Below are 26,335 nucleotides of genomic sequence, written 5' to 3'. Positions count from 1 at the left end.
GGGGTCAGGTGCCGGCGCGGATCTGCAGCAGGTAACCGAAGCCGCGCACGGTGACGATCTCCACGTCGCTTTCTTCCAGCTTCTTGCGCACGCGGTGCACATAGACCTCGATGGCGGTGTCGCCGACCGTGTCGCCGCCTTCGCCGGCGGGATGCGCGAAGGTGGCGAGGTGGTCCTGCAGCTGCGCCTTGCTGACCACGCGGCCCTGGCGCTGCAGCAGCAGCTCCAGCACGGCGAATTCGCGCGGCGAGAGTTCCAGCGGCTTGCCGTCGATAAACATGCGGCGGTCGTTGCCCGACAGGCGCAGCCGGCCCAGGCGCACATCGCGCTCGGGCGCGGCCTCGCCGTGCTGGCTGCGCCGCAGCAGGACGCGCACCCGCGCTTCCAGCTCGGGCAGGGCGAAGGGCTTGACCAGGTAATCGTCGGCGCCGGCGTTCAGGCCGGAGAGCTTGTCTTCGAGCTCGTCGCGCGCGGTGAGGATGATGACCGGCGTGGTGCGGTTGCGGGCGCGGTAGCGCGCCAGCAGAGTCATGCCGTCGATGCCGGGCAGGCCCAGGTCGAGGATCACCAGGTCATGCTGTTCGCGCAGCAGGTGCTCGGTGGCGTAGACGCCGTCGTGCACCACGCGCACCTGATGGCCGGCCTGGGATAAGCCGGCTTCGACGCCACTGGCAATCTGGCGGTCGTCCTCGATCAGAAGGATACGCATGGGAGCAGGGAGGAAAGCTGGAAAGGGAACAGGAAAGTGACAAACGGTCAGCCACTGATTGTACAGCCCAGGACTCCCTCCGTGCTTTCGCCTTGCCTTCAGTTGCATACAACTCGTAGGCAGGGCGCCTGCCGTGCGCCCGATGGTGCACTCAGGCCTTGGCCAGCGAAGCGGCTGCGCGCTCGATAAAGCCGGCCAGGTCGATATCGCGCCGGGTCAGGCCGTTGGCGTCATGGGTGGACAGGGTGATGTCGACCCGGTTGTAGACGTTGAACCACTCGGGGTGGTGATCGGCTTTTTCCGCGGCAAGCGCCACGCGCGCCATGAAGGCGAAGGCGGCGTTGAAGTCGGCGAAGGTGAAGCGCTTGTGGATGGCGTCGCGGTCTGCGACGGCTTCCCAGCCGGGCAGGGCCGCCAGCAGCGGCGCACGTTCTTCAGCGGAAAGGGGGACGAGGGGCGCAGGGGACATGATGGGCTCGATGGTTGAAATGGTAAGAGACAAGGAGGGAGGCCGGCCCGCCCGTCCAGCCTTCGGCGCCGGTGCGGCCAGGGCGCCGCGGGGGCCGGAGCGGGCATGCCGCCATTGTTTCACAAAGCTTGCGCGCCGGCGCCCGCCCGCCGGTGGCGCGCGAGGCGGCCGGGACGGGGCCCGGGTTCGGGATCAGACGTCGTCGCTGTCGGCCCAGCCTTCGCGGTTGCCGCGATTGAGCACCAGGTCGGCGGCGGCCACGTCGCCCGCGCCCAGCGTGGGCTGTGCGCGCAGTTCGTCATAGAGCGGCGCGAAATCGGGGCGGGTGGCGTCGAACAGCTGGTCGAAGCTGTCGATCACGAAGTAGGTTTTCTGGAAGGTGTCGATGCGGTAGCGCGTGCGCATGATGCGCCGCACATCGAAGCCGATGCGGTTGGGGCTGGCCGAATCCAGGCTGTAGACCGATTCGCCCTGGCTCGACAGGATGCCCGCGCCGTAGATGCGCAGGCCTTCCGGCGTGCGGATCAGGCCGAACTCCACGGTGTACCAGTACAGCCGCGCCAGCATGTCGAGCGCGCCCAGCGAGGCAGCCTTGAGCCCGCCTTTGCCGTAGGCTTCCATATAGTTGGCAAAGACCGGGTTGATCAGCAGGGGCACGTGGCCGAATACGTCGTGGAAGCAGTCCGGCTCCTGCAGGTAGTCGAGCTGCTCGGGCTTGCGCATCCACCAGCTGGCGGGAAAGCGCCGGTTGGCCAGGTGCTCGAAGAACACCGCGTCCGGCACCAGGCCGGGCACCGCCACCACCTGCCAGCCGGTGGCGCGCATCAGGGTTTCGTTGAGCTGGGCGAAGCTGGGCACGCGCTCCTTGTCCATCCCGAGCGTGGACAGGCCCTGCAGGAATTCGTTGCAGACGCGGCCGCGCAGCATCGAGGCCTGGCGCTCATACAGCTTGCGCCACACTGCGTGGTCGGTCTCGGTATAGCGTTCCAGCGGCTGCTCGATGGTGAAATCGGCGCGCAGATCCTGGCCGGACAAGAGTCCGGCGTCGAATTGTTCCTTGAGCTTGTCGGTCAGCGTGCCGGCAAAGCTTGCCTGGGCGTTGCCTGCCTGACGGGGGGCGGTAGCCGTTGCGTCCATGCTTTATCTCCTGCAGATTTACCGCACAGTTTAGCTAGGAGGTGACGCAGATGGCCCGCAAAAACGGCTTGCATTCGTCGTGCAATGCACGTAACACGCAGAAATTTGATATTGTTTGCGGAAAACACGCGAGGGTGCGCTGCCGGTGGCAAACGGCGGCCGCCCATGCATGACAAGAACAGGACAAGCACAGATCCAAGGCGACCCGACCATGCTCAATCTCGACCCATTCGACCTCGCGCTGCTGGCGGCCTTGCAGACCGACGGCCGCTCCACCCACCAGCAACTGGCCGAGCGCATCCATCTGTCTCCCAGCCAGATCGGCCGGCGGCTGGCGCGGCTGGAAGCCGACGGCGTCATCACCGGCTATCGCGTGGTGCTGTCGCCGCCGGCGCTCGGGCTCGGCGTGCTGGTCTTCACCAGCGTCAAGCTGGCCCACCATGGCGACACCATCGTGGAACGCTTCCGCGAAGATATCCTGTTGCTGGAGGAAGTGCAGGAATGCTATTCGGTGGCGGGCGAGGCCGACTACCTGCTGCGCATCATGGTGGCCGACCTGCCCACGCTGGCTGAATTCACCATGAAGAAGCTGATGCGCGTGCCGGGCGTGGAGAGCGTGCGTTCCAATATCGTGCTGACCGCGCTCAAGCGCGACGGACCCCTGCCGCTGTCGCATTTGCGATAGCGGGCACGCGTCTGCCCGGTGGGCGGGCTTGCGCTTGACATGCGCCCATGTCACCCTCGCCGGATGCCACAGACCGGAGGGAGCAGGATGACGCAGATCGTCGCTCGGATTGACCAGCGTGCGAAAGGTAGTGCTAGCAGCAATCGTGGGAATGGGGAAAGCCGTGGGCGCCGGTGGGCCGCCGCAGCCTGTCTGCCGGCGTTGCTTGCTGCGGTGGTGACAGCGGCGATGGCGCTGCCGGGCCTGGCCCGGGCGGCGCAGATCGTCCGCCTCTCGCCGGAGGGCGAGGTCTCGCGCGTACGGCAGGTGGCGATCCGGTTCGACGAGGCGATGGTGCCGCTTGGCGATCTGCAGGCGAGTCCGCCCGCCACGGTGTCCTGCAGCGGCACGGCGATCGATGGCCAGGCGCGCTGGATCGATGCGAAGAACTGGGCGTTCGATTTTGCGCGTGACCTGCCGCCCGGCGTCAAATGCGCGGTGCGCATCGTCGCCGGCCTGAAGAGCGAGGCGGGCAAAGCCTATGCCGGCAAGCCGGAATACCGCTTCGAGACCGGTGGCCCCACGGTGGTCTCGGCGCGTCCCGGCGGTGGCGAGATCGAGGAAGACCAGGTCTTCGCGCTGCGCTTCAATGGCCCGGCCAGCGCCGACTCCGTGCGCGCCGCGGCGTGGTGCCAGGCGCAGGGCCTGGGCGAGCGCATCCCGGTGCGCCTGCTGGGCGGCAAGGAACGCGACGCCGTGCTGGGCGCGCTGCACTGGAAGCTCAAGGCCGGCGAGGCCGACACCGTGCACCTGCTGGCCTGCCAGCAGCGCCTGCCTTCCGGCGCGCGCATGCAACTGGTGCTGGGCAGCGGCATCGCCACCCCCTCCGGCGTGGCCACGCGCGACGAACGGCGCTTCGACTACACCGTGCGCGAGCCTTTCACCGCCAGCTTCACCTGCGAGCGCGAGCGTGCGCAGTCGCCCTGCACGCCGTTGCGTCCGCTCTCGCTGTCGTTCTCGGCACCGATCTCGCGCAGGGATGCCGAGCATATCCTGCTCAACACCTCAAAGGGGCCGCGTGCGCCGCGGTTCGAGCCTGGCGCCGGGCGCGATGCGCCGGTCAGCAGTGTCACTTTCGCACCGCCGTTCGAGGAGAAGACCGAATTCACGCTGTCGGTGCCCGCGGGGCTGAAGGACGACAGCGGCCGCGCCTTGTCCAATGCCGACCTGTTTCCGCTCAAGCTCAGTACCGCGGCGATGCCGCCGCTGGCCAAATTCTCCGCTGCGCCGTTCGGCGTGCTCGAGCGCTTTGGCGAACTGCCCAAGGGCAAGTCGCCGGCCGACTATCCCGCGCTGCTGCCGGTGACGCTGCGCAATGTCGAGGCCGACCTGCCCGCGCAAGGCGTGCGGGCGCAGGCCGGTACGGTACGCCGGCTCAAGGTGGACGACGATGGCGCGGTGCTGCGCTGGTACGGACTGGTGCGGCGCCTGCATGAGAGCAGCTGGACCCGGGGCGAACTCGATGCCATTCTTGCGGGCCGCTCGCCATCGGCGGTCAGCAACCCGCGCAACGCGCCCGCCATCGAGACCCGCACGGTTTCCCTGCTGGATGGCGTGGCTGGCGTGCGCAAGCTCGCCGTCCCGCAACTGGCGGAGCCGGACGGCAAGGCGCCGCGCCCCTTCGAGGTGGTGGGCATTCCCTTGCCCGAAGCGGGCTTCCATGTGGTGGAGATCGCTTCGCCGATGCTCGGCGCGGCGCTGCTCGGCAAGGCCGCGCCCATGTATGTGCGCACCGCCGCGCTGGTGACCAATCTCGGCGTGCATTTCAAGCTCGGGCGCGGGCCCGGCAAGCTGAGCGCGCTGGCCTGGGTCACCACGCTCGACGATGGCAAGCCGGTGGCCAATGCCGCGGTGGCGCTGCGCGATTGCAGCGGCAAGCTGCTGGCCTCGGGACGCACCGACGCCGCCGGGCTGGCCAGTTTCGGCGGCCTGGACGATGCGCGCGAGCGCAATTGCGACGACAACGGCCTGTCCGGCTATTTCGTTTCCGCGCGCATCGCGGCCGACCATCCGCAGGCGCGCGGCCAGGCCGACATGGCCTTCGTCATGTCCGGCTGGAACCAGGGCATCGAGAGCTGGCGCTTCAATGTGCCCACCGACACCAGCGCGGTGCCCGACGTGCGCGTGCACACCATCTTCGACCGCAGCCTGCTGCGTGTCGGCGAGACGGTGTCGATGAAACACCTGATCCGCACCGAGTCCGCGCACGGCTTCGCGCTGCCGGCGGCCGGCGAGCCCTTGCCGGAGAAGCTGGTCATCCGCCACGAAGGCAGCGGCCAGACCTACGAGCAGCCGGTGCAGTGGCGCACCACCGCCACCGGAGGGCGCAGCGCGGAGAGCAGTTTCGCGATTCCGCCGGCGGCCAGGCTTGGCGTCTACTCGGTGTCGCTCAGCGATGCGAAGGAGCGCGTGTTCGATAGCGGCAGTTTCCGCGTCGAGGCTTTTCGCTTGCCGGTGCTGGCGGGTACGCTGAAGGCCGGCAGCGGTGGCGCGCTGGTGGCCCCGGGCGAGGTGCCGCTCAATCTCGAAGTGCATTACGTGTCGGGTGGCGGCGCGGCAGGCCTGCCGGTGCAGGTGTCGGCGCTGCTGCGCGACAAGTTCGTGCGCTTCGCGGATTACGACGGCTATTCCTTCACGCCGCCGCGCGCGCCCGGCAAGGACAGCAGCGGCGACGAGGACGAGAGCGAGGAGGGCGCCCCCGCCCGCGACGAGGCGCAGAAGCTGGTTGCGGACAAGCTGCCGCTCAAGCTGGACAAGAACGGCGGCGGCACGCTGACGCTCAAGAACATGCCGAGGCTGGATGCGCCCAAGGACCTGGTGGTGGAGTCCGGCTTTGCGGACCCCAACGGCGAGATCCAGACGCTGCGCCAGACCGTGCCGCTGTGGCCGGCGGGCGTGGTCGCCGGCATCCGTACCGAGAGCTGGGTGTCGGTCAAGCAGAAGCTCGTGGTGCACGGGCTGGCGCTCGATCCGCAGGGCCGGCCGCAGGCCAATGTGCCGATCGCCGTGCGCGCCCAGTTGCGCACCACCACCTCGGTGCGCAAGCGCGTGGTGGGCGGTTTCTATCGCTACGACAATCGCAGCCAGAGCAAGGATCTGGGCAGCGTGTGCGAGGGCCATACCGATGCGCAGGGCCGCATGCAATGCGAAGTGTCGCTGGCCGAAGCGGGGCAGGTGGAGCTGGTGGCGCAAGCCAGGGACAACACCGGGCGGGTTTCGCAGGCGGGTACCACGGTGTGGGTGACGCGCCAGGGAGAACTCTGGTTCGGCGGCGAGAACAATGACCGGATCGACCTGTTGCCGGAGAAGAAGGCGTATGCCCCGGGCGAGACCGCGGTGTTCCAGGTGCGCATGCCGTTCCGCCATGCCACCGCGCTGGTGGCGGTGGAGCGCGAGGGCGTGCTGGAAACCAGCGTGGTGGAACTCAACGGGCGCGATCCCACCGTGCGGGTCAAGGTCAGGCCGGAGTGGGGGCCCAATGTCTACGTCTCGGTGCTGGCCTTGCGCGGACGTTTGCGCGAAGTCCCGTGGTATTCCTTCTTCACCTGGGGCTGGCGCCAGCCGGGCGAGTGGTGGCAGGCGTTCCGCAGCGAGGGCCGCGAGTACGCCGCGCCCAGCGCGCTGGTGGATCTGTCCAAGCCCGCCTTCCGCCTCGGGCTGGCGGAGATCCGCGTCGGCAACGAAGGCTACCGGCTCGATGTGAAGGTGACACCCGACAAGCCCAGCTACCCGGTGCGCGGCAAGGCGCAGGTGACGGTGCAGGTGACGCTGCCCGACGGCAAGCCCGCCGCCAACGGGGAAGTCGCGCTGGCAGCGGTGGACGAAGCGCTGCTGGAGCTGATGCCCAATACCAGCTGGGACCTCCTTGACGCGATGCTGCGACGGCGCAGCTATGGCGTGGAAACCGCCACGGCCCAGATGGAAATCATCGGACGGCGCCACTACGGACGCAAGGCGGTGGCAGCAGGCGGCGGCGGCGGCAAGAGCCCGACGCGCGAGCTGTTCGATACCTTGCTGCTGTGGAACCCGCGCGTGCAGCTCGACGGCGAGGGGCGGGCCACGCTGACGGTGCCGCTCAACGATGCGCTGACGCGTTTTCGCGTCGTCGCCGTGGCCGACCTGGGCGTGGGCCGATTCGGCAACGGCAGCGCCACCATCGTCGCCACGCAGGACCTGCAGCTGATCTCGGGCCTGCCGCCGCTGGTGCGCGAGGAGGACCGTTACCGGGCCATGTTCTCCTTGCGCAATACCACCCAGCGGGCAATGACGGTGCGGGCCGTGGCGCGCGCGACGCCGCCGGGGCAGGGGGCACAGCCGCAGGCGTTGCCGGCGCAGACGGTGGAGATTCCCGCCGGCGAATCGCGCGAGCTCGGCTGGGACGTGAGCGCGCCCCTGCTGCCGGCCGGATCCGCGGTGCAGGATGGCGCGGTGCAATGGGAGGTGGACGCGGCCGAAGCCGCCAGGGCGAGCGGCGGCACCGGCGCCGCGCCTGGCGCAAGCGACCGCATCAGGCTCTCGCAGCAACTGGTGGCGGCGGTGCCGCTCACCGTGCAGCAGGCCACGCTGGCGCAGCTGGCGCCGAACCTGTCGGTGCCGGTGCGTGCCCCCCAGGGCGCGCTCACCGATGCCGTGGGGCAGACGCGCGGCGGCCTGCAGGTCAACCTGCAGGCTTCGCTGGCTGGGGGCATGCCGGGCGTGCGCGAGTGGTTCCGCAACTATCCGTTCTCGTGCCTGGAGCAGCGTGCCTCGCGCGCGGTGGGGCTGGGCGACGCGGCGCAGTGGAATGCGCTGACGGCGCAACTGCCCGGCTATCTCGACAAGGATGGGCTGGCTTCGTACTTCCCGCTGCAGAACGATGCGGAGAGCGGCAGCGAAGTGCTGACCGCCTACCTGCTGGCCTTGTCCGACGAGGCCGTGCGCGCGGGCCTGCCGCTGCGCCTGCCCGACGAAGCGCGCGCGAGCATGGAACGCGGGCTGGCCGCCTTCGTCGAAGGCCGCATCAAGCGCAACCGCTGGGCGCCCACGCAAGACCTGGAAGTGCGCAAGCTGGCCGCGCTCGAAGCGCTCTCGCGCAGCGGGCACGCGCAGGCGCGCATGCTCGGCTCGATCCAGATCCTGCCGGCGCAGTGGCCTACCTCGGCGCTGCTCGACTGGATCGCCTTGCTGTCGCGCGTGCAGGATATCCCGCAGCGCGACGAGTGGCTGGCGCAGGCGCAGCAGATACTGCGCGCGCGGCTGACGGTGCAGGGCACGCGGCTGGCGTTCTCCACCGAGCGCGACGACAACTGGTGGTGGCTGATGAGCGGCGGCGATCTCAACGCCGCGCGCCTGCTGTCGCTGTCGCTCGACCTGCCGGGCTGGAAAGACGAAAGCGCACAGCTTGCCACCGGACTGCTTGGCCGCCAGATGCGTGGCGCGTGGGGCACCACCACGGCCAACGCCTGGGGCGCGCTGGCGGTCGCGCGCTTTGCGCAGGCCTTCGAGAAAACCCCGGTGGCGGGCGCGACGCGCGTGACGCTGGAGGGCGTGCCCGAGGCTGCGCGCGGCTTCGACTGGGCGCGCGCCGCCAAGGTCGATGGCGTGGCCGGCGGCAGCGTGAGCCTGCCGTGGCCGCGCGCGGGTGCTGCCGCCAGCCTGCGCGCCGACCATGAAGGCGCCGGCAAACCCTGGGCCACGGTGCGGGCGCTGGCGGCGGTGCCGCTGGCCGCGCCGCTCTCGGCGGGCTATCGCATCACGCGCAGCGTGAGCGCGCTGGAGCAGGCGGTGCCCGGCAAATGGTCGCGCGGCGACAGTTATCGCGTGAAGCTGCAGATCGACGCGCAGGCCGACATGACGTGGGTGGTGGTGAGCGATCCGGTGCCTGCCGGCGCCACCATCCTCGGCAGCGGCCTCGGCCGCGATTCGGAAATCGCCACGCGCGGGGAGCAGCGCAAAGGTGCATGGCCCGCTTTCACCGAGCGCACGCAGCAGGCATTCCGCGAGTATTACGCTTACATGCCGCGCGGCAGCGCCACGGTGGAATACACCGTGCGCCTGAACAACGCCGGCGAGTTCGCCCTGCCGCCTACGCGGGTGGAGGCGATGTACGCGCCGGACGTCTTCGGCGCACTGCCCAATGCCAGACTGACCGTAGGAGCACGCCCTTGAGCTGGCTTGCAATGATGATGCCCGCGCGGGTGCGCGAGTGGTGGCTGGCCGGTTCCCTGGCCGGCCTGGTTTATGGCGGCCTGCTGGTCATGGTCGCGATGGATTCGGCGCCCGGCGCGCCGCTTAACGGGCAGATCGCCTTCCAGCCGTTGTGGAAGACCGCGATGGCCCTGCTGCTGGCGCGTGCGGCGCGCTTCCATCCGGCGCGCCGCGAGCGGTACTGGCTGATGGCCGCGCTGCTGTTCTCCGCGCTGGGCGATTTCCTGCTGGCGCTGCCTTGGCTGTCCTTCTCCTTCATCGGTGGGCTAGGGGCGTTCCTGCTGGCGCACTTCGCCTACCTTGGCCTGTTCGTGCCGATGGCAGGCGACTGCCGCCCACATCGCCTGGTCGGCTGCGGCGTGGTGGTGGGCGCGGCCGGTGTCATGCTCGGGCGCTTCTGGCCCAACCTGGGCGCGCTGTCGGTGCCGGTCTCGATCTACGTGCTGGCGCTGGCGGCAATGGCCTGCGCCGCGCTGTTGGCCAGGCTGCCTACGCCGCTGGCGGCAATCGGCGCGCTGTCCTTTGCGGTTTCCGACGCGCTGCTTGGCAGCGCGCGCTTCCTGGTGCCCTTCGATAGCTTCGCGCTCGGCATCTGGTGGACCTATGCCGCGGCGCAGGTGCTGCTGGTGGCTGGCGTGGTGGCCAGGCCCGACCAATGAGACGGTGCCCGCGTGCCGTGCGTGCCGCTTTCCTGTCGCTCTGGGCGGCGAGTGCCTGCGCGCATGCGCTGCCGTCGTTCGACAGCGTGCGCGCAGGCTGGCGCAGTGCCGACGTGGTGGTGCTCGACCGCCACGGCGATCCGCTGTCCCGCGTGCGCGACGATTTCCGTGCGCGTCGCGGCGACTGGGTCACGCTGGCAGAGATCTCGCCGGCGGTGCGCACGGCAATCGTGCTGTCCGAGGACCGGCGCTTCTACGCCCACAGCGGCGTGGACTGGCAGGGCGTGGCCGCGGCGGCCTGGGCCAACCTGTGGAACACCCGCACGCGTGGTGCTTCCACGCTCACCATGCAGCTCGCAGGCCTGCTGGACGACGACCTGCGGCGCGCCGGCGGCGGGCGCAGCGTGAGCCAGAAGATGGCCCAGGCGGTGCGCGCCGCCGCGCTCGAGCGCGGCTGGAGCAAGGACCAGATCCTCGAAGCCTATCTCAACCTGGTGCCGTTTCGCGGCGAGCTGGTGGGATTGTCCGCGCTGTCGCAGGCGCTGTTCGGCAAATACCCCAGTGGTCTCGACGCACGCGAGGCAGCGCTCGCGGTGGCGCTGGTACGTGCGCCCAACGCAGGCGCGCAGCAGGTGGCTCAGCGCGCCTGCGGCATCCTGCGCGAACAGCAAGCGCCGAAGGCATGCGAAGGCCTGGATGGTTTTGCGCAGCTTGCCTTGCTGCGCGGTGGCGGCAGCGCATCCATGTCGTCCGCGCAAGCGTCAAGCCTGGCGCCGAACCTGGCCCCGCATCTGGCACGCATGCTGGTCGCGCAGGCCCGTGCGGCCGGCACGGTGCCGCCGGCCATCGCATCCACCCTCGATGCCGGCCTGCAGCGTACCGCCGCGGCCAGCCTGGACCGGCACCTGCGCGAGCTCGCCGGGCGCAATGTGGAGGACGGCGCGGTGGTGGTGATCGACAACGCCAGCGGCGACGTGCTGGCTTATGTGGGCTCGTCGGGCGCGCTGTCCGCCGCCGCGCAGGTGGATCATGCGGCGGCGCCGCGCCAGGCCGGCTCCACGCTCAAGCCGTTTCTCTATGAGCAGGCGCTGGAGGCGCGGCGGCTGACCACGGCCTCGCTGCTCGATGACCGGCCGGTCAACCTGCCCACGGGCGGCGGTGGCGGGCTCTACGTGCCGCAGAACTACGACCGGCAATACGCGGGCTGGGTCAGCATGCGCGCGGCGCTGGCGTCGTCGCTGAATGTGCCCGCGGTGCGCACGCTGGTGATGGTGACGCCCCATCGCTTTCACCAACGCCTCACCGCGCTCGGGCTGCCGCTGGCGCAGGCCGGGGACTACTACGGCTACAGCCTGGCGCTGGGCAGCGCCGATGTGCCGCTGCTGGCGCTCGCCAATGCGTATCGCGCGTTCGCCAACGGCGGGCGTTACGCGCCGGTGCGGCTGCGCGTGGATGCGCCGGCGGTGCCGGCGCGCGCGGTCATGTCGCCCGCCGCGAGCTACCTGATTGCCGACGTGCTATCCGACCGCCACGCGCGAGCGCGCACCTTTGGTCTCGACAGCCCGCTCACCACGCGCTTCTGGAGCGCGGTCAAGACCGGTACTTCCAAGGACATGCGCGACAACTGGTGCGTGGGCTGGTCGCAGCGCTACACGGTGGGCGTGTGGGTGGGCAATGCCAGCGGCGCGAGCATGCACGAGGTGTCCGGCGTCTCCGGCGCGGCGCCCGTATGGCACGAAGTCATGGAGGCATTGCACCGCACAGTGCCGAGCCTGGCGCCCGCCATGCCCGCCGGGGTGGAGCGCGTGCCTTTGCGTTTTGCCAACGATCTGGAACCGGCGCGCGAGGAAGTGTTCCTTGCCGGCACCGCGATGCGCGTGGTCAACGTGGCCAGTGCGGACAGCGCGCGCGCTGCCGCGCGGGCCGGCACGCAAGCCGGCGCGCTTTCCATCGCCAGTCCCGCCGACGGCACCGTGTTCGCGCTCGATCCCGATATCCCGCCGGCGGCGCAGCGCGTGTGGTTCCATGCCGAAGGCGTGAGCGGACAGACCGCGCAGCGCGTGCGCTGGCGCATCGATGGCAAGCCGCTCGGGCGCGGCGGGCAGGTGGCGTGGCTGCCCTGGCCGGGCCGGCACCAGGTGGAGCTGCTGGATGCGGGCGGAAAGGTGGTGGACCGCATCGGCATCGAAGTGCGCGGCGCGGTGGCGCGGACAGCTGCGCAGCGCGGCTAGGCTGGCGTGCCGGCGAGCGGCGCGCGTGCCTTGAGGAAATCGACGAATACGCGCAGCTTGGGCGGCATCAGCAGGCGGCCGGGGTAGTACAGATGGAAGCCGTCGAAGGGCGGCGACCACGCGTCCAGCACCGTCACCAGCTGGCCCGAGGCGAGCGCCGCGCGCAGATGCGTCTCGAACTCATAGATCAGCCCGAGCCCGGCGAGCGCGGCCTGGTGCAGCAATGCTTTGTCGTTGGCGATCAGGGCGACGCCGGTATCCACGGTGAACTGGCGCGCGGCATGCACGAACTCCCAGCGGTAGACCTTGCCCGTGGGGCCGAAGCGATAGTGCAGGCAGGCATGCGCATGCAGGTCGCGCGGCTGCGTTGGCTTGCCGTGCCGCGCAAAGTAGTCCGGCGTGCCCGCCACCACCATGCGCATCGGGCCGGTGACGGGGATCGCCACCATATCGCGCTGCAGCGACTCGCCCAGGCGCAGGCCCGCATCGAAGCCCTCGGCGATCAGGTCGACAAAGCGGTCGTCGGTGGTGACGTCGACGCAGATCGACGGATAGGCGCGCATGAAATCGACCAGCACCGGCTGCAGCGCGGCCGCCGCCGCCGAGTAGGACGTGGTGATGCGCAGCGTGCCGGCCGGCATGTCGCGCTGCTGGCGGGTGTCGTCGGCGGCGGCGCCGATCTCGGCCAGCGCGGGCTCCACGCGCGCCAGCAGCGCGGCGCCGGCCTCGGACAGCCCGACGCGGCGCGTGGTCCGCTGCAGCAGGCGCACGCCCAGGCGTTGCTCCAGCTGGCGGATGGTCTGGGAGATGGCCGACGGGCTCACCGCCAGCGCGGCGGCGGCGGCGGTGAAGCTGCCCAGGCGCGCCACGCGGACGAAGGCGGCCATGGCGGGCAGCAGGTCGGGATCGAGGGAGGCGTCGGGTTTCATGGTGCGGCGAGATTAGCATGCGGCGCGCTTGCACGATGGTGTCTTCCTGCGATGCGCCGCCCTCCGTCCGCTACGTGCCGCTGGCGGCCTTCGGCGCGGACCCGGCAAGATGCGGCAGGCGCGCGTGGCTGAGGAAGCCGAACACCATGCCGGCCGAGAGCACGGTGATCGCCGCCAGGATGTACAGCAGGCTCCGGAAGGCCTCGCCATAGCCTTGCACCAGTGCCTGGCGGCCCAGTTGCGGCAGCAGGGACATGGCTTGCGACAGGTTGCCCATGGCGAGGCGGTGCGCAGCCTGCGGCAGCAGGGTGGAGGCATCCGCCGCGAGCATGGGGTGCAGCCTGGATTGCGCCAGCGCCGCGAGCAGCGCGCCGACGATGGCCAGGGCGATGCCTTCTCCCGCGACGCGCGTGGTGCTGAAGATACCGGTGGCCATGCCGGCGCGTTCCTTGGGCACCACGCTGACCGCCAGGCCGTCCATCAGCCCCCAGGGCAGGCTGATGCCGAAGCCGATCGTCAGCATGGGCAGCACCATCCAGGCGGGGGGCTGGCCGGGCGCGCATTGCGCCAGCCACGACAGGCCGCCGGCGCAGATCAGCAAGCCCAGCCCGGAGATCAGCCCCGCCGACAGCCAGCGCGTCAGCATGCCGGCCAGCAGCGGTACCACCAGCATCGGCGCGGAAAGCGCAATCATCATGCGGCCCGCTTCCATCGCGCTGTAGCCCTCTATACCGATCAGGCGGATGGGCAGCAGCACTTGCAGCACGACATAGGAATAGGCCGGCGCGGCCGCGAGGAACTGCACGCCGACAAAACGCGGATAGCGGAACAGGGACAGGTCGAGCATGGGTGCGCGCACGCGCTGCTCGATGACGACGAACGCCACCAGCAGCACCGCCGAGCCACTCAGCAGCAGGACGACCGGCAGGCTGCCCCAACCGCTGTCGGGCGCGCTCAGCACGGCATAGGTGAACAAGGCCAGCGCCCCGGTAAAGGTGGCGGCGCCGGGCCAGTCGAGGCCCACGGCGGCGGGGTCGCGCGACTCGCGCATGCAGCGCGCGCCGAACCCCAGCGCGCATGTGGCGATGAGAGCGACGCTGAGAAAGACCGAGCGCCATCCGGCTTGCTGGATCAGGGCCCCGGCAAGCACCGGGCCGAAGGCCAGGCCGACGCCGAAGCTCGTCCCCAGCAGGCTGAAGGCGCGGGTGGCCGCCCGTCCCTCGAACTCCTGCGCCAGCGCCGCCACGCCGCCCGAGAACGCGGCGGCGCCCGCCATGCCCTGCGCGGCGCGCAGCACATCGACCCAGGCGAGGTCGGGCGCCGCCATCAGCGCAAGCGAGGTGAGGGCGAAGCCGGCGACGCCGGCGAGAAAGATGCGCTTGCGCCCGAAGCGGTCCGCCAGCGCGCCGGCGGCCATCAGGCAGCTGCCGAAGCACAGCATGAAGGCATTGGTGACCCAGCTCAACGCGATGGGGCTGCCGCCGAGGCTGCCGGCAATCGCCGGCAAGGCCACCGCCGGGCCGGTGAAGCTGAGCGGCATCGCCAGCGCCGCGAGGCAGACGGCGCCGAGGGTCATCGCTTTCTGCGCCGGAGTGTGTGCAGATGTGTCAGGTGTATGCATGGTGAGTTCATGTCGGAAGGCAGGACAGGGCGCGTTCGGCGTGCCATACGGCGTCGCCGTCGGTGAGTGCCCGTGACGCCCCTTCTGGAAAGTGGACTGATGATAGGATGGCTTTAATACGGCTTAAAGCCCCCAGCTTTCCGCTCTTAACGGACAAAAACTCCCTAATCGACCATGGATAGTCTTAGCGGCCTGTACGCTTTCGTGCGCGCGGCGGAGTCCCACAGCTTCGTCGCGGCGGGACGGCTGCTCGGCGTCTCGCCATCGGCCATCGGCAAGAGCGTGATGCGGCTCGAGGCCCGGCTCGGCATCCGGCTGTTCCACCGCAGCACGCGCCAGATCCGGCTGACGGACGAGGGCACGCTGTTCTTCGAGCGTTGCCGGCGCATCCTGGAGGAGATCGACGACGCCGAGCTGGAACTGTCGCGGCTGCAGGAGGCGCCGCGCGGCCGCCTGCGCATCAGCGTCCCGGCGATCGGCTATCGCCTCGTGCTGCCCGACCTGGCGGCGTTCTCCGCGGCCTATCCCGAGATCGAGTTCGACCTGGATTTCAGCGACCGTATCGTCGACGTGGTGGAGGAGGGCTTCGACATGGTGATCCGCAGCGGCGAGCTGACGGATTCCCGGCTGATGGCCAGGCGGCTGCGGCCCTTCCGTTTCGTGCTATGCGCTGCGCCGGGCTATTTCGCGCGCCGCGGGATGCCGCGGCGGCCGCGGGACCTGGAGCAGCACGCCTGCCTGCGCTATCGTTTTCCCTCCAGCGGCAAGCTGCAGGACTGGGTGTTGACGAAGGAGGCGGGCGGCGCCGAACCGCGGCTGCCGGCAGCCTTCACCCTGAACAGCATTGAAGGCGTGCTGGCCGCCGCGACAAGTGGCCTGGGCATTGCCTACGTGCCGGATTTCGTCGCGCGGGACGCGTTGCGCGAGCAGCGCCTGCAAACCGCGCTGGACCGGTACAACGTGGTGGAGGGCACCTTCTGGATGCTGTGGCCATCGAACCGCCACATGCTGCCGAAGCTGCGGGTGCTGGTGGACTTCCTGTCGCGGCGGGAGAACGCGGCCTGATGGCGGCGGCGCCCGGCCGGACCAGGCGATTGTGAAGCCCTGCTTCATGAAGCATGCGCGCCAGCGGGCTGTTTCGCCGCGCCTGTACTGGCGATACTGCGGGGGTTCCAAATCAAGGGAGTCAGCATGACCGTACTACGCAAGCTGGGGCGGCACGGCCCGCAGGTATTCCCCATCGGCCTGGGCTGCATGGGCATGAGCGAGTTCTACGGCGCCCACGATGACGCCGAATCCATTCGCACGATTCATCACGCGCTGGATCGTGGCATCAATTTTATCGATACGGCAGATATCTACGGCCCGCACACCAATGAGCGCCTGGTCGGGCGCGCCATCGCGGACCGGCGTGACGGCGTAGTGCTTGCCACCAAGTTCGGCATCGTGCGCGACGCCGCCAACCCGGTGGCGCGTGGCGTCGACGGCCGGCCCGAGTACGTGCGGGCCAGTTGCGATGCCAGCCTGCAGCGGCTTGGCGTGGATCATATCGACCTGTATTACCAGCACCGTGTCGACCCGCAGGTGCCGATCGAGGAAACCGTGGGGGCGATGGCGGAACTGGTCAAGGCGGGCAAGGTGCGCTGGCTGGGCTTGTCGGAGGCCGGCGCGGATACCGTCGAGCGGGCGCATCGGGTGCATCCCATCAGCGCGCTGCAGAGCGAGTATTCGCTGTGGACGCGCGACGTGGACGAGGGCGGCGGGCACAGCATCCTTGCCACCTGCCGCCGGCTCGGCATTGCGCTGGTGCCCTACAGCCCGCTGGGCCGGGGTTTTCTCACCGGCGCCATCCGCAGCCCTGCCGATTTTGCCGAGGACGACTACCGCCGCGCCAGTCCGCGGTTCATGGGCGAGAACTTCGCGCGCAACCTGGCGCTGGTCGACAAGGTGCAGGCGCTGGCGCGCGACAAGGGCTGCAGCCCGGCGCAGCTGGCGCTGGCCTGGGTGCTGGCGCGCGGCGAGCAGGTGGTGCCGATTCCCGGCACGCGCCAGGTGCGCAATCTCGACGATAACCTTGGCGCGCTCGACGTGGTGCTGGACGCTGCCGACATGGCGGCCATCGATGCCGTGTTTCCGGCCGACGCGGCGGCGGGTACGCGGTATCCGGAGCAGATGATGGGGCTGCTGGCGCGTTGAGGGGGAGTGCTGGAGGTGATGTTTTTGTTGGGTTGTACCCGGGGTGGGTTGTGGGGGCTACCGGGAGACCTGACTGCAATTGCGACTGCAACTCCAACCCCAACTCCAACTGCTTGAACGTCAACGTCGACAGCACACCTCCCCTTCGGGGAGGCGCTCCATACGGGGAGCAATATCGCCACGGCTCGCTTCGCCTCGCGTGACGGGTGGCCCGCTCGCGGGCCGCCCATCAGTCTTGCCGGGCGGGATCGCCGATAATTCCGCATCGCGAATCGCTTCCGGAGTCATCGCCTTGTCCCTTGCCCTGCTCGACGCCGCCCAGACCGCGGCACGCCTGCCGTATCCCGCGCTGGCCCGCGCCATTGCCGGCATGCTGGCCGAACTGCGCGCCGGCACCGCCATGGCGCCGCCGCGCATTGCCCTGCCGGTGGGCGATGCCGCCGGTGGCGAAGGCACGCTGCTGGTGATGCCGGCGCGCAACCGCGATCTGGTGATGACCAAGAACATCACCGTGCATCCCGGTAACCCGCGGCGCGGCCTGCCCAATATCCTGGGCGAGGTGGTGGTGGCCGACGCCCATACCGGGCAGCGGCTGGCGCTGCTGGATGGCCCTACCGTGACGGGGCGGCGCACCGCCGCGGTGTCGCTGCTCGCGGCCCAGACCTTCGCGCCGCAGCCGGATGGCGAGTTGCTGATCATCGGCGCCGGCGTGCAGGCCCAGACCCATCTCGAAGCGTTCATTGCGGGCCTGGCGCCGCGCCGCGTATGGCTGCATTCGCGCACCGCCGCCAAGGCCGAGGCGCTGGCCGCGCAGGCGCGCACGCTCGGTACCGAGGCGCAGACGGTGGACGATGCGCGCACCGTGCTGCCGCGCGTATCGATGGTGGTCACCGTGACCTCCAGCCTGTTTCCGGTGCTGCCGGATCTCGATAGCGGTCTGTGGCGCGACGATCATTTCATTGCCGCGGTGGGCGCTTTCCGCCCCGAGATGTGCGAGTTGCCGCCGGCGCTGTGCCAGGCGGCTTCCGCGCATGGCCGCTTGCTGGCCGATACCCTGTTCGGCATCGAGGAGGAGGCGGGCGACCTGCTGCAGGCTGGCATCGATTGGGCCACCGTGCAGCCCTTCGAACACGCCATCCTCCGCGCGGCGGAGCTGCGCGCGCGGCGCGGCAGCCCGCTGGTGTTCAAGAGCGTTGGCTACGCCTTGTGGGACCTGGCGGCCTGCGTGCTGGCGAGCGCGCATCCGGGGTCCGTGGCGGCGTGAGCGGCGGCGCTCCGGCGGCTGCGGATCCTGAACGCGACGAGCACGTCAGGCAATACCCGTGTGCCAGGTAGGTGTTTGCCGCCGAGTGGGCTTCGCCGCCATTGGGCGTCGCATATCCGTTACAGTTTTGGCGCCGATTTGACGTAAAACCCCCGGTTTTTTAATGGTTAACCCGTGCTTTAGGGGAGGCCTTCTAGTAAAGGCTCTCGTGTTTGAAACAGGGGCGACACACCAAGCCGGATAATGCTTGCCTCAAGGACGAGAGTTGAAAGGAGTAGGAGGCATGACCAATAAAAAGATTCTGGTGGCCAGCGTTGCCATGCTGATTGCCGGCACCGCGCAAGCGCAAAGCGCGGGCAGCAATATCATCAGCCTGGGCTGGTTCCGCGTGATGCCGACCAGCTCGGCCGATCCCCTGGTCCTCGATAGCATCAACGGTTTTCCCCTGGGGCAGACCCAGACCGGTACCGGTGCCAAGATCAAATCGGCGGATACGCTCGGCATCGCCTTCACCCACTTCTTCACCGACAATATCTCGGGTGAAATCGTCGGTGGCATTCCGCCACAACACGATGTGGAGGGCACGGGTACCTACAGCAAATATGGCACGCTGGGCAATGTGAGGCAGTGGAGCCCCGCGGCACTGGTGAAGTACCACTTCCTGGAAGCGAAGTCCAAGTTCCGTCCCTATGTGGGCATCGGCGTGAACTACACCTGGTTCACCGGCGAGACCATCACCAACCAGACCTTCGTGAAGTCCCAGTTCGGGCCGAATGCAACGATGACGGCCAGCGCCAAGAGCTCGTGGAATCCGGTGTTCAATATCGGCGCCAACTACGCCGTGACCGACAACTGGTTTATTGGCCTGTCGGTTTCCTACCTGCCGCTGTCCAGCACCGCAACCCTCACCACGCACAACGCCGGGGCGTTGGGCAACCAGACCATCGTGTCGCACACCAAGATCAAGATCGATCCGGTGGTGACCTTCCTGAACGTGGGCTACCGCTTCTGAGTTTCCGCTTTGCCAAAGCGCAAAACGGGCGCCTTCGCGGCGCCCGTTTTGTCCTTAAGCGGCGCTCTTGACAGGGTAGCCGGCCGCTTCGATGGCCTCGCGCAGCGCATCGTTGCTGGCGGCGGCTTCCACCGTGACCGCCTGCGCGGCGATATCCGCCGACACCCTGGCGGCCGGATCGAGCGCCTGCACGGCGCGGGTGATGGCGCCCACGCAGTGGCCGCAAGACATGCCTTCAACCTGGAACTGGATCATAGGGAATCTCCTGTTGGTGCAAAGAAAAGGGTCAAAAGGGTCAAAAGGGTCAAGATCAAGGAACGCATCCGGTTGCCCGGAAAGCGTACCTGCCGCTGCGCTGTCCGGGCCGGACTGGCATCTGCCCTGAAGTCTGCACCTTCCCACGATGGGAAGCACAAGGTTTTTTTACCTGTCCGCGGCAGTTTTGCAGGTGACGGATACGTTTCTTGCAGCCAGGCTTGACCTTCCCAACATGGTAAGGTCCATGATGTGCTCATCGTCACTGTGGATTCCCGTCCCCCCAGGCCATGCCAGCAAATTCCCAACTCCTTCCCATACCCGGCGCCGCGGCAGTCGCGCCGGTTTCCGAATGGCGGCTACCCATCGGCGGCATGACCTGCGCCTCTTGCGTGCGGCGCGTCGAGACCGCGCTGGGCAAGGTGCCCGGCGTGCGCCAGGTCGCCGTCAACCTTGCCACCGAGGAAGCCACGCTGCAGGCCGACAGCGCCGCGGTGTTGCCGGCCGCGGCCGAGGCCGTCAAGGCCGCCGGTTACGAAGTGCCGCGCCAGGCCATTGCCTTGTCCATCAGCGACATGACGTGCGCGTCCTGCGTGGCCCGCGTGGAGCGGGCCTTGAAGGCCGTGCCCGGGGTGGTCGATGCGCAGGTCAACCTGGCCACCGAGCAGGCGGAGGTGACCGTCATGCGCGGCGCCGTGGATGCCGATGCACTGGCGGCCGCGGTCGCGCGTGCCGGCTATGGCGCAGTGCCGGTGAGCGGCGACCTGCCCGCGGGCGCGGCGGCTGGCGAAGGATTCTGGTCGGGGCCGTGGCCGGTGGCAATCTCGGCGGCATTGTCGCTGCCGCTGGTGGCGCCCATGGCGGCGGCGTGGTTCGGCGTGCACTGGATGCTGCCGGCCTGGGTGCAATGGCTGCTGGCCACGCCGGTGCAGTTTGTGTTCGGCTGGCGTTTCTATAAGGCGGGCTGGAAAGCGGTGCGTGCCGGTGCGGGCAATATGGATCTGCTGGTCGCGCTCGGTACCTCGGCGGCTTACGGTTTGTCGTTGTGGCTGATGTGGCGTGGCGGCGAGGGCATGCCGCACCTGTATTTCGAAAGCGCGGCGGTGGTGATCACGCTGGTGCGCCTGGGCAAGTGGCTGGAGACGCGCGCCAAGCGCCAGACCGCCGATGCCATCCGTGCGCTGGCCGCGCTGCGCCCCGACAGCGCGCTGGTGCGTCGCGCTGACGGCGAGATTACGGTGCCGCTTGGCGCCGTGCGCGTGGGCGACGAGATCGTGGTGCTGCCGGGCGCACGCGTGCCGGTGGACGCCGAGGTGATCGAGGGCAGCAGCCATGCCGATGAGTCGATGCTGACCGGCGAAAGCCTGCCGGTGCCCAAGGAGCCCGGCGCGCGCCTGACCGGCGGCGCTATCAATTACGAAGGCCGGCTGGTGGCGCGCACCGTGGCGGTGGGCGCGGAAACGGTGCTGGCGCGCATCATCCGCATGGTCGAGCATGCGCAGGCCGCCAAGGCGCCGATCCAGCGCATGGTCGACCGCGTCAGCGCGGTGTTCGTGCCGGTGGTGCTGGGCATTGCGCTGGCGACGCTGCTGGGCTGGGGCGTGTTCGGCGGCGGCTGGGAAACCGCGCTGCTCAATGCGGTGGCGGTGCTGGTGATTGCGTGCCCATGCGCGCTTGGCCTGGCGACGCCGACCGCGATCATGGCCGGCACCGGCGCGGGCGCGCGCGCAGGCATCCTGATCAAGGACGCCGAGGCGCTGGAACTGGCCCACCGCGTCAAGGTGGTGGCCTTCGACAAGACCGGCACGCTCACGGTAGGCAAGCCGGAGGTGGTGGCGCTGGCGGTACCCGCCGACGCGGGCGCGGGTGCGCAAGAACGCTTGCTGTCACAGCTTGCCGCGCTGCAGGCCGGCAGCGAGCATCCGCTGGCGCATGCCGTGCTGGCGGCGGCACGTGCGCGCGGCATCGCGGCGCCGGTGGCCAGCGACGTGCGCGCGCTGCCGGGCATGGGCCTGGCCGGCAAGGTGGATGGCGTGGCCCTGCAGTTGGGCAGCGAGCGCCTGCGCGCCGCGCTGGGCGCAGCGGCGGGTACGCTCGAAGCGCAGGCGCAAGCGCTGCAGGAACAGGGCCGCACGGTGTCCTGGCTGATCGAGACGCAGGTGCAGGGGCTGCCCCGTGTGCTGGGCCTGGTCGCCTTCGGCGATGCGATCAAGCCCGGCGCGCGTAGCGCGATCGAACGGCTGCGCGGCGCTGGCGTGCGCACGGTCATGCTCTCCGGCGATAACCGTGGCGCGGCGGCACGCGTGGCCGAGGCGCTGGGACTGGACGAAGTGCAGGCGGAAGTGCTGCCGGCCGACAAGGCCGAGCGCGTGCTCGCGCTCAAGGCCGGCGGAACCGTGGTGGCGATGGTGGGCGACGGCATCAACGATGCGCCGGCGCTGGCCGCTGCCGATGTCGGCATTGCCATGTCGACCGGCACCGACGTGGCCATGCATGCCGCCGGCATCACGCTGATGCGCGGGGACCCGGCGCTGGTGGCCGATGCGCTGGCGATCTCGCACCGCACCGTGCGCAAGATCCGGGAGAACCTGTTCTGGGCCTTCTTCTACAATGTGATCGGCATCCCGCTGGCGGCGGCCGGCCTGCTCAACCCGGTGGTGGCCGGCGCGGCCATGGCGTTCTCCAGCGTGAGCGTGGTGGGCAATGCACTGCTGCTGCGGCGCTGGCGCCCGGCTGGGGGGAGAGCATGAATATCGGCGAAGCGGCGCAGGCTTCCGGCGTCACCGCAAAGATGATCCGGCACTACGAGGCGATCGGCCTGCTGGCGGCGCCACCGCGCAGCGAGGGCGGCTACCGCCGCTACGACGAGCGCGCGGTGCACACCTTGCGCTTCGTGCGGCGTGCCCGTAATCTCGGGTTCTCGCTGGACGAGATACGCGATTTGCTGTCGCTGTGGCACGACCGCGCGCGGGCCAGCGCCGACGTCAAGGCGCTTACCCTGCGCCACGTGGCGGATCTCGAACAGCGCATCGCCGAGCTCGCCGCCATGCGCGACACGCTGCGCCTGCTGGCCGAGGCCTGCAGCGGCGACGCGCGGCCCGATTGCCCGATCCTTGCGGATATGGCGCGGGCCGGGCCGGGCGAGGACGGCGGCGGGAGCGCGGAGGCGGATCGTGGCGCGCGTGGCAGCGTGACGCCGGCCTGCGATCGTTGCCCCCGTGAAGAGGACGGCGCGGCGGCCACTTAGCCGCGCTGTGCCGGCGCGAGGGAAGCGCGGCCGTAGCGGAACAGATATGGAGACCAATCGCATGGATCGACCGAGCACCGCTGCACCCGCCGCTGCACCCCCCGGCCTCGCCGGCGACAGTGCTGGCGAGGCCGGGGGCACCGGCGCGGCAGCGCCCGCGCGGCCCATCGTTCCCAGCGAAAGCCGCCAGCGCATGCGCGACGGCACGGAGCTGTTGCTGCGTACCTGGCAACCCGATCCCGAAGCCTTTCCCGAAACCACCGGCTCGCTGCTGCTGGTGCATGGCCTGGCGGAACATTGCGGCCGCTACCAGCACGTGGCCGAGCTGCTATGCGGCCTGGGCCTGCGCGTGCGCGCCTACGACCAGCGCGGCCACGGCGCCAGCGGCGGCCGGCGCATGGCGGCCGAACATCCGGATATCTTTGTCGACGATCTCACCGAGATCCATGATGCCGCCGTGAGCCAGTGGAAGGAGCTGCCGTTCCTGCTGGGCCACAGCATGGGCGGCCTGGTGGCGGCGCGCTTCGCCACCGCGCGGGTGCGCCCGATCCGCGCGCTGGTGCTGTCTTCGCCGGCGCTGGCCTTGCGGCTGTCCGGCCCGATGCTGGCACTGCACCGCACGCTGCTGGCGCTGGCGCCGCGCCTGCGCGTACCCAACCCGATCGATGCGCGCTATCTGTCGCACGATACCGCCGTGGTGGCGCGCTATCGCGCCGATCCGCTGGTGCAGGGCACCATCAGCGCCGGCGTGCTGGAGAGCTTCGTGCGCGGCATGGCGCAGGCACGAACCGATGCGCCGCTGCTGGAAGCGCCCACGCTGATGCTGGTGGCCGGCGACGATCGCATCGTCGACCCGGCCGGCAGCCGCCGATTTGCCGCGGATGCGCCGAAGGACCTGTGCGAAATGGTCTGGTTCGGCCATGGCTACCACGAGATCTTCAACGAGGCGGAGCCGCTGCGCAGCGAAGTCTTCGCGGCCCTGACGGGCTGGTTGCGCAGCCATCTGCAGCCGGTGCCGGACGCGCGCTGAAGCGCTGGCCTGGGCCCTACGAGCGGAACACCGACTCGGCGATGCCGAACACGGCGGCGATCACCGGATCGTCGCGCCGCGCGGCCAGGGCCACCAGCGTGAGTTCGGTCTGCACCGACATGCCTTCCACCACGACCAGTCCATGCGCGTGCGACTCGCTGAGCGCAATCGCGTCGCGCACCAGCGACAGGCCCACGCCCGAGCGCACCAGGTCGAGCATCGACGCTTCCTGATCCACTTGCGCGACCTTGTTCGGCACCGCGCCCGCGGCGGCGAAGCGCGCCGACAGCAGGCGGTTGTGCGCGGATTCGGGCGGGGTCCAGATCCACGGCAGGGCGGCAAGCTGGGCCCAGGAGCGAGACGCCACGCGATCCTTCCATCCCTTCGGCGCGACCACGTAGTAGGAGAACGGCGTCAGCGTCAGCGCGCAGTACGAGGCGTCGGGCGCGGGCCCCAGGTAGAAGCCCACATCCAGCGCCCCGCTGCGCACTTGCTGCAGGACCCATCCCGACATGCCGTGGCGCAGTTCCGTGCGGATCTGCGGATAGCGCTCGACCAGCCGGTGCAGCATGACGCCAAGCCGCGTGAATTCCGGGTCGAGGATGGTGCCGATGGCGAGCTTCCCGCGCACGGTCTGGTGCATGGCGCTGACCGTATGCTGCAGATCGCCCACGCCGGCGAGGATGCGCTCGGCCAGCGGCAGCAGCGCGGCGCCGTCGGCGGTCAGTGTCAGGCCGCTCGCGGTACGCGCGAAGAGCGCGATCCGCCATGACGATTGCAGCGCTTTGAGCTGCAGGCTGACGGCCGGCTGCGTCAGGTGCAGGCGTTGCGCGGCGCGGGTGAGGTTGCCCTCGCGCGCGACCGTGACGAAGGCGCGCAGGTGATGAAGGTCCATGAGGCGGGGGCGGATAGGCGAGGCGAAGGCGGGCGCTGGCCGGCGCGCAGCGCGAATGCCGCGCCGCAATATTTTGCGTGGCTTATATTGTGTTTGACGATAAATCATTGGACGGGCGAGTGCAACTGCGCCACGCTTGCCGTCATCGCTGCCTGCATCCGGTTGGCCGGAGCGGCAAGACAAGGATCCGGGCGGCCCGGGCCGAACTTTTTCCGGCACCGTCCGTCATTACCAGACGCAAAGACAGAAGGAGCTTTATCGTGGCAGAGACGCTTGCGCTGACGGAAATCGCGCACTACATCGGCGGCACCGTGCGCGCCGCTTCGTCGGACCGCTTTGCCGACGTCTTCAACCCGGGCACCGGCGCCGTGGCCGGGCGTGTGGCGCTGGGTTCGGCGCAGGACGTGGACGCCGCGGTGGCCGCCGCGCACGCGGCCTTCCCGGCCTGGTCCGAGACCGCGCCGCTCAAGCGCGCGCGCATCCTGTTCAAGTTCAAGGAACTGCTCGACCGCCACCACGACGACCTCGCCGCGCTGATCACGCGCGAGCACGGCAAGGTGTTCTCGGACGCCAAGGGTGAGGTCACGCGCGGCATCGAGGTGGCGGAATTCGCCTGCGGCATTCCCAACCTGCTCAAGACCGATTTCACCGACAACATCGGCGGCGGCATCGACAACTGGAACCTGCGCCAGCCGCTGGGCGTGGTGGCCGGCATCACGCCGTTCAACTTTCCGGTGATGGTGCCGATGTGGATGTTCCCGGTGGCGCTGGCCTGCGGCAACACCTTCGTGCTCAAGCCGTCCGAGCGCGATCCTTCGCCCTCGCTGCTGATCGCCGACCTGCTCAAGCAGGCCGGCCTGCCCGACGGCGTGTTCAACGTGGTGCAGGGCGGCAAGGAAGCCGTGGACGCGCTGCTGGCGCACCGGGACGTGCAGGCGCTGTCCTTCGTCGGCTCCACGCCGATCGCCGAGTACATCTATGCCGAGGGCACCCGGCACGGCAAGCGCGTGCAGGCGCTGGGCGGCGCCAAGAACCACCTGGTGGTGATGCCCGACGCGGATCTCGACCAGGCGGTGGACGCGCTGATCGGCGCGGCCTACGGCTCGGCGGGCGAGCGCTGCATGGCGATCTCGGTGGCGGTGGCGGTGGGCGAGGTGGCCGACCGGCTGGTGCCGCGCCTGGCCGCACGGGCGCAGGCGCTGAAGATCCGCAACGGCATGGAGGCCGATGCCGAGATGGGCCCGCTGGTGACCGCCGCGCACAAGGCCAAGGTGGAAGGCTATATCGCCAAGGGGGTGGAAGAGGGCGCGCAGCTGGTGACGGATGGCCGGGGCCACAAGGTGGATGGGCATGAAGGCGGCTTCTACGTCGGCGGCACGCTGTTCGACCACGTCACGCCGGACATGACGATCTACAAGGAAGAGATCTTCGGCCCGGTGCTGTCGGTGGTGCGCGTGCACGATGTTGCCGAGGCGGTGGACCTGATCAACGCGCACGAGTACGGCAACGGCGTATCGTGCTACACCAGCGACGGCGGCGTGGCGCGCGCGTTCTCGCGGCAGATCCAGGTGGGGATGGTCGGCATCAACGTGCCGATCCCGGTGCCGATGGCGTGGCATTCGTTCGGCGGCTGGAAGCGCTCGCTGTTCGGCGATCACCACGCCTACGGCGAGGAGGGCATCCGCTTCTACACGCGCTACAAGAGCATCATGCAGCGCTGGCCGGACAGCATCGGCAAGGGCGCGGAGTTCACCATGCCGGTGGCGAAGTA

General features: G+C 69.5%; 19 protein-coding genes. 12 read left to right on the top strand and 7 right to left on the bottom strand.

The annotated features are described in order from the left end of the window. Positions 1 to 4 precede the first annotated feature (4 nt). From AC3FOF_RS23345 to phhA, 3 genes are all read right to left on the bottom strand, one after another. A complete protein-coding gene (locus AC3FOF_RS23345) occupies positions 5 to 709 on the bottom strand; it encodes a response regulator transcription factor (RefSeq protein ID WP_035865653.1) in 705 nt (234 codons plus the stop codon). A gap of 151 nt (positions 710 to 860) precedes the next feature. Continuing rightward, positions 861 to 1,178 carry a 4a-hydroxytetrahydrobiopterin dehydratase gene (locus AC3FOF_RS23340; protein ID WP_017225857.1) on the bottom strand — a complete coding sequence of 106 codons (318 nt, stop codon included), beginning with the start codon at positions 1,176 to 1,178 and terminating at the stop codon, positions 861 to 863. Between the two features lie 192 nt (positions 1,179 to 1,370). Beyond that, positions 1,371 to 2,315 carry a phenylalanine 4-monooxygenase gene (gene phhA, locus AC3FOF_RS23335; protein WP_276265820.1) on the bottom strand — a complete coding sequence of 315 codons (945 nt, stop codon included), beginning with the start codon at positions 2,313 to 2,315 and terminating at the stop codon, positions 1,371 to 1,373. Positions 2,316 to 2,526: 211 nt separating this feature from the next. Between phhA and AC3FOF_RS23330 the strand changes: the two genes are divergently transcribed. The 4 genes from AC3FOF_RS23330 to pbpC all read left to right on the top strand — a co-directional run bounded on the left by AC3FOF_RS23330 (position 2,527) and on the right by pbpC (position 12,115). Continuing rightward, the gene (locus AC3FOF_RS23330) at positions 2,527 to 3,000 is read left to right on the top strand and encodes an Lrp/AsnC family transcriptional regulator (RefSeq protein ID WP_017224496.1); all 474 of its coding nucleotides are present in this window, start codon (positions 2,527 to 2,529) and stop codon (positions 2,998 to 3,000) included. Positions 3,001 to 3,087: 87 nt separating this feature from the next. Further along, positions 3,088 to 9,186 carry an alpha-2-macroglobulin family protein gene (locus tag AC3FOF_RS23325; RefSeq protein WP_488727903.1) on the top strand — a complete coding sequence of 2,033 codons (6,099 nt, stop codon included), beginning with the start codon at positions 3,088 to 3,090 and terminating at the stop codon, positions 9,184 to 9,186. Beyond that, complete coding sequence (locus AC3FOF_RS23320) at positions 9,183 to 9,884, top strand: lysoplasmalogenase (protein ID WP_017224339.1); 702 nt, start codon at positions 9,183 to 9,185, stop codon at positions 9,882 to 9,884. The genes AC3FOF_RS23325 and AC3FOF_RS23320 overlap by 4 nt, the downstream gene beginning before the upstream one ends. Next, positions 9,881 to 12,115: a penicillin-binding protein 1C gene (gene pbpC, locus AC3FOF_RS23315; protein ID WP_488727902.1), complete on the top strand. Its 2,235-nt coding sequence runs from the start codon at positions 9,881 to 9,883 to the stop codon at positions 12,113 to 12,115. Before AC3FOF_RS23320 ends, pbpC begins: the two co-directional genes overlap by 4 nt. Here pbpC and AC3FOF_RS23310 read toward each other — a convergent pair. Together AC3FOF_RS23310 and AC3FOF_RS23305 are read right to left on the bottom strand one after the other, a co-directional pair. Continuing rightward, a complete protein-coding gene (locus tag AC3FOF_RS23310) occupies positions 12,112 to 13,044 on the bottom strand; it encodes a LysR family transcriptional regulator (RefSeq protein WP_488727901.1) in 933 nt (310 codons plus the stop codon). The two genes, pbpC and AC3FOF_RS23310, sit on opposite strands and share 4 nt — an antisense overlap. Before the next feature lie 70 nt (positions 13,045 to 13,114). After that, entirely contained in the window at positions 13,115 to 14,620 is a 1,506-nt protein-coding gene (locus tag AC3FOF_RS23305) for an MFS transporter (protein ID WP_488727900.1), read from the bottom strand. 219 nt (positions 14,621 to 14,839) lie between these two features. On the opposite strand from AC3FOF_RS23305, the gene AC3FOF_RS23300 reads away from it, so the two are divergent. The 4 genes from AC3FOF_RS23300 (at position 14,840) to AC3FOF_RS23285 (ending at position 19,137) form a co-directional block, all read left to right on the top strand. Beyond that, positions 14,840 to 15,730 carry a LysR family transcriptional regulator gene (locus AC3FOF_RS23300; RefSeq protein ID WP_488727899.1) on the top strand — a complete coding sequence of 297 codons (891 nt, stop codon included), beginning with the start codon at positions 14,840 to 14,842 and terminating at the stop codon, positions 15,728 to 15,730. Positions 15,731 to 15,856: 126 nt separating this feature from the next. Beyond that, positions 15,857 to 16,861: an aldo/keto reductase gene (locus AC3FOF_RS23295; protein WP_017226436.1), complete on the top strand. Its 1,005-nt coding sequence runs from the start codon at positions 15,857 to 15,859 to the stop codon at positions 16,859 to 16,861. A 292-nt stretch (positions 16,862 to 17,153) separates the two neighbouring features. Next, positions 17,154 to 18,125 carry a delta(1)-pyrroline-2-carboxylate reductase family protein gene (locus tag AC3FOF_RS23290; protein ID WP_276265826.1) on the top strand — a complete coding sequence of 324 codons (972 nt, stop codon included), beginning with the start codon at positions 17,154 to 17,156 and terminating at the stop codon, positions 18,123 to 18,125. A 283-nt stretch (positions 18,126 to 18,408) separates the two neighbouring features. Further along, positions 18,409 to 19,137, top strand: coding sequence for an OmpW/AlkL family protein (locus AC3FOF_RS23285; RefSeq protein WP_017230008.1), 729 nt, complete (start codon positions 18,409 to 18,411; stop codon positions 19,135 to 19,137). A 54-nt stretch (positions 19,138 to 19,191) separates the two neighbouring features. Here AC3FOF_RS23285 and AC3FOF_RS23280 read toward each other — a convergent pair whose 3' ends face one another. Next, the gene (locus AC3FOF_RS23280; RefSeq protein WP_017230007.1) at positions 19,192 to 19,392 is read right to left on the bottom strand and encodes a heavy-metal-associated domain-containing protein; all 201 of its coding nucleotides are present in this window, start codon (positions 19,390 to 19,392) and stop codon (positions 19,192 to 19,194) included. Positions 19,393 to 19,682: 290 nt separating this feature from the next. On the opposite strand from AC3FOF_RS23280, the gene AC3FOF_RS23275 reads away from it, so the two are divergent. From AC3FOF_RS23275 to AC3FOF_RS23265, 3 genes are all read left to right on the top strand, one after another. After that, complete coding sequence (locus AC3FOF_RS23275; RefSeq protein ID WP_488727898.1) at positions 19,683 to 22,142, top strand: heavy metal translocating P-type ATPase; 2,460 nt, start codon at positions 19,683 to 19,685, stop codon at positions 22,140 to 22,142. Continuing rightward, a complete protein-coding gene (cueR, locus tag AC3FOF_RS23270) occupies positions 22,139 to 22,639 on the top strand; it encodes a Cu(I)-responsive transcriptional regulator (protein ID WP_488727897.1) in 501 nt (166 codons plus the stop codon). The genes AC3FOF_RS23275 and cueR overlap by 4 nt, the downstream gene beginning before the upstream one ends. Positions 22,640 to 22,700: 61 nt before the next feature. After that, a complete protein-coding gene (locus AC3FOF_RS23265; protein WP_488727896.1) occupies positions 22,701 to 23,669 on the top strand; it encodes an alpha/beta hydrolase in 969 nt (322 codons plus the stop codon). Positions 23,670 to 23,685: 16 nt separating this feature from the next. Here the strand turns inward: AC3FOF_RS23265 and AC3FOF_RS23260 are convergent, their stop codons facing one another. After that, entirely contained in the window at positions 23,686 to 24,564 is an 879-nt protein-coding gene (locus tag AC3FOF_RS23260) for a LysR family transcriptional regulator (protein WP_276268371.1), read from the bottom strand. A gap of 278 nt (positions 24,565 to 24,842) precedes the next feature. On the opposite strand from AC3FOF_RS23260, the gene AC3FOF_RS23255 reads away from it, so the two are divergent. Then, on the top strand, positions 24,843 to 26,335 hold a 1,493-nt coding region (locus tag AC3FOF_RS23255; RefSeq protein WP_488727961.1), incomplete at its 3' end, for a CoA-acylating methylmalonate-semialdehyde dehydrogenase.

It is taken from the genome of Cupriavidus sp. 96C5-1 (assembly GCF_057798855.1).
The sequence above is the reverse complement of the archived record's forward strand: the minus strand, read 5'-3'. Positions and strand labels throughout refer to the sequence as shown.

Excerpts from the sequence above, each read along its gene's own strand:
- AC3FOF_RS23345 (WP_035865653.1), bottom strand. The coding sequence starts at position 709 with ATGCGTATCCTTCTGATCGAGGACGACCGCCAGATTGCCAGTGGCGTC.
- AC3FOF_RS23340 (WP_017225857.1), bottom strand. The coding sequence starts at position 1,178 with ATGTCCCCTGCGCCCCTCGTCCCCCTTTCCGCTGAAGAACGTGCGCCG.
- phhA (WP_276265820.1), bottom strand. The coding sequence starts at position 2,315 with ATGGACGCAACGGCTACCGCCCCCCGTCAGGCAGGCAACGCCCAGGCA.
- AC3FOF_RS23330 (WP_017224496.1), top strand. The coding sequence starts at position 2,527 with ATGCTCAATCTCGACCCATTCGACCTCGCGCTGCTGGCGGCCTTGCAG.
- AC3FOF_RS23325 (WP_488727903.1), top strand. The coding sequence starts at position 3,088 with ATGACGCAGATCGTCGCTCGGATTGACCAGCGTGCGAAAGGTAGTGCT.
- pbpC (WP_488727902.1), top strand. The coding sequence starts at position 9,881 with ATGAGACGGTGCCCGCGTGCCGTGCGTGCCGCTTTCCTGTCGCTCTGG.
- AC3FOF_RS23310 (WP_488727901.1), bottom strand. The coding sequence starts at position 13,044 with ATGAAACCCGACGCCTCCCTCGATCCCGACCTGCTGCCCGCCATGGCC.
- AC3FOF_RS23305 (WP_488727900.1), bottom strand. The coding sequence starts at position 14,620 with ATGACCCTCGGCGCCGTCTGCCTCGCGGCGCTGGCGATGCCGCTCAGC.
- AC3FOF_RS23300 (WP_488727899.1), top strand. The coding sequence starts at position 14,840 with ATGGATAGTCTTAGCGGCCTGTACGCTTTCGTGCGCGCGGCGGAGTCC.
- AC3FOF_RS23295 (WP_017226436.1), top strand. The coding sequence starts at position 15,857 with ATGACCGTACTACGCAAGCTGGGGCGGCACGGCCCGCAGGTATTCCCC.
- AC3FOF_RS23285 (WP_017230008.1), top strand. The coding sequence starts at position 18,409 with ATGACCAATAAAAAGATTCTGGTGGCCAGCGTTGCCATGCTGATTGCC.
- AC3FOF_RS23280 (WP_017230007.1), bottom strand. The coding sequence starts at position 19,392 with ATGATCCAGTTCCAGGTTGAAGGCATGTCTTGCGGCCACTGCGTGGGC.
- AC3FOF_RS23275 (WP_488727898.1), top strand. The coding sequence starts at position 19,683 with ATGCCAGCAAATTCCCAACTCCTTCCCATACCCGGCGCCGCGGCAGTC.
- cueR (WP_488727897.1), top strand. The coding sequence starts at position 22,139 with ATGAATATCGGCGAAGCGGCGCAGGCTTCCGGCGTCACCGCAAAGATG.
- AC3FOF_RS23265 (WP_488727896.1), top strand. The coding sequence starts at position 22,701 with ATGGATCGACCGAGCACCGCTGCACCCGCCGCTGCACCCCCCGGCCTC.
- AC3FOF_RS23260 (WP_276268371.1), bottom strand. The coding sequence starts at position 24,564 with ATGGACCTTCATCACCTGCGCGCCTTCGTCACGGTCGCGCGCGAGGGC.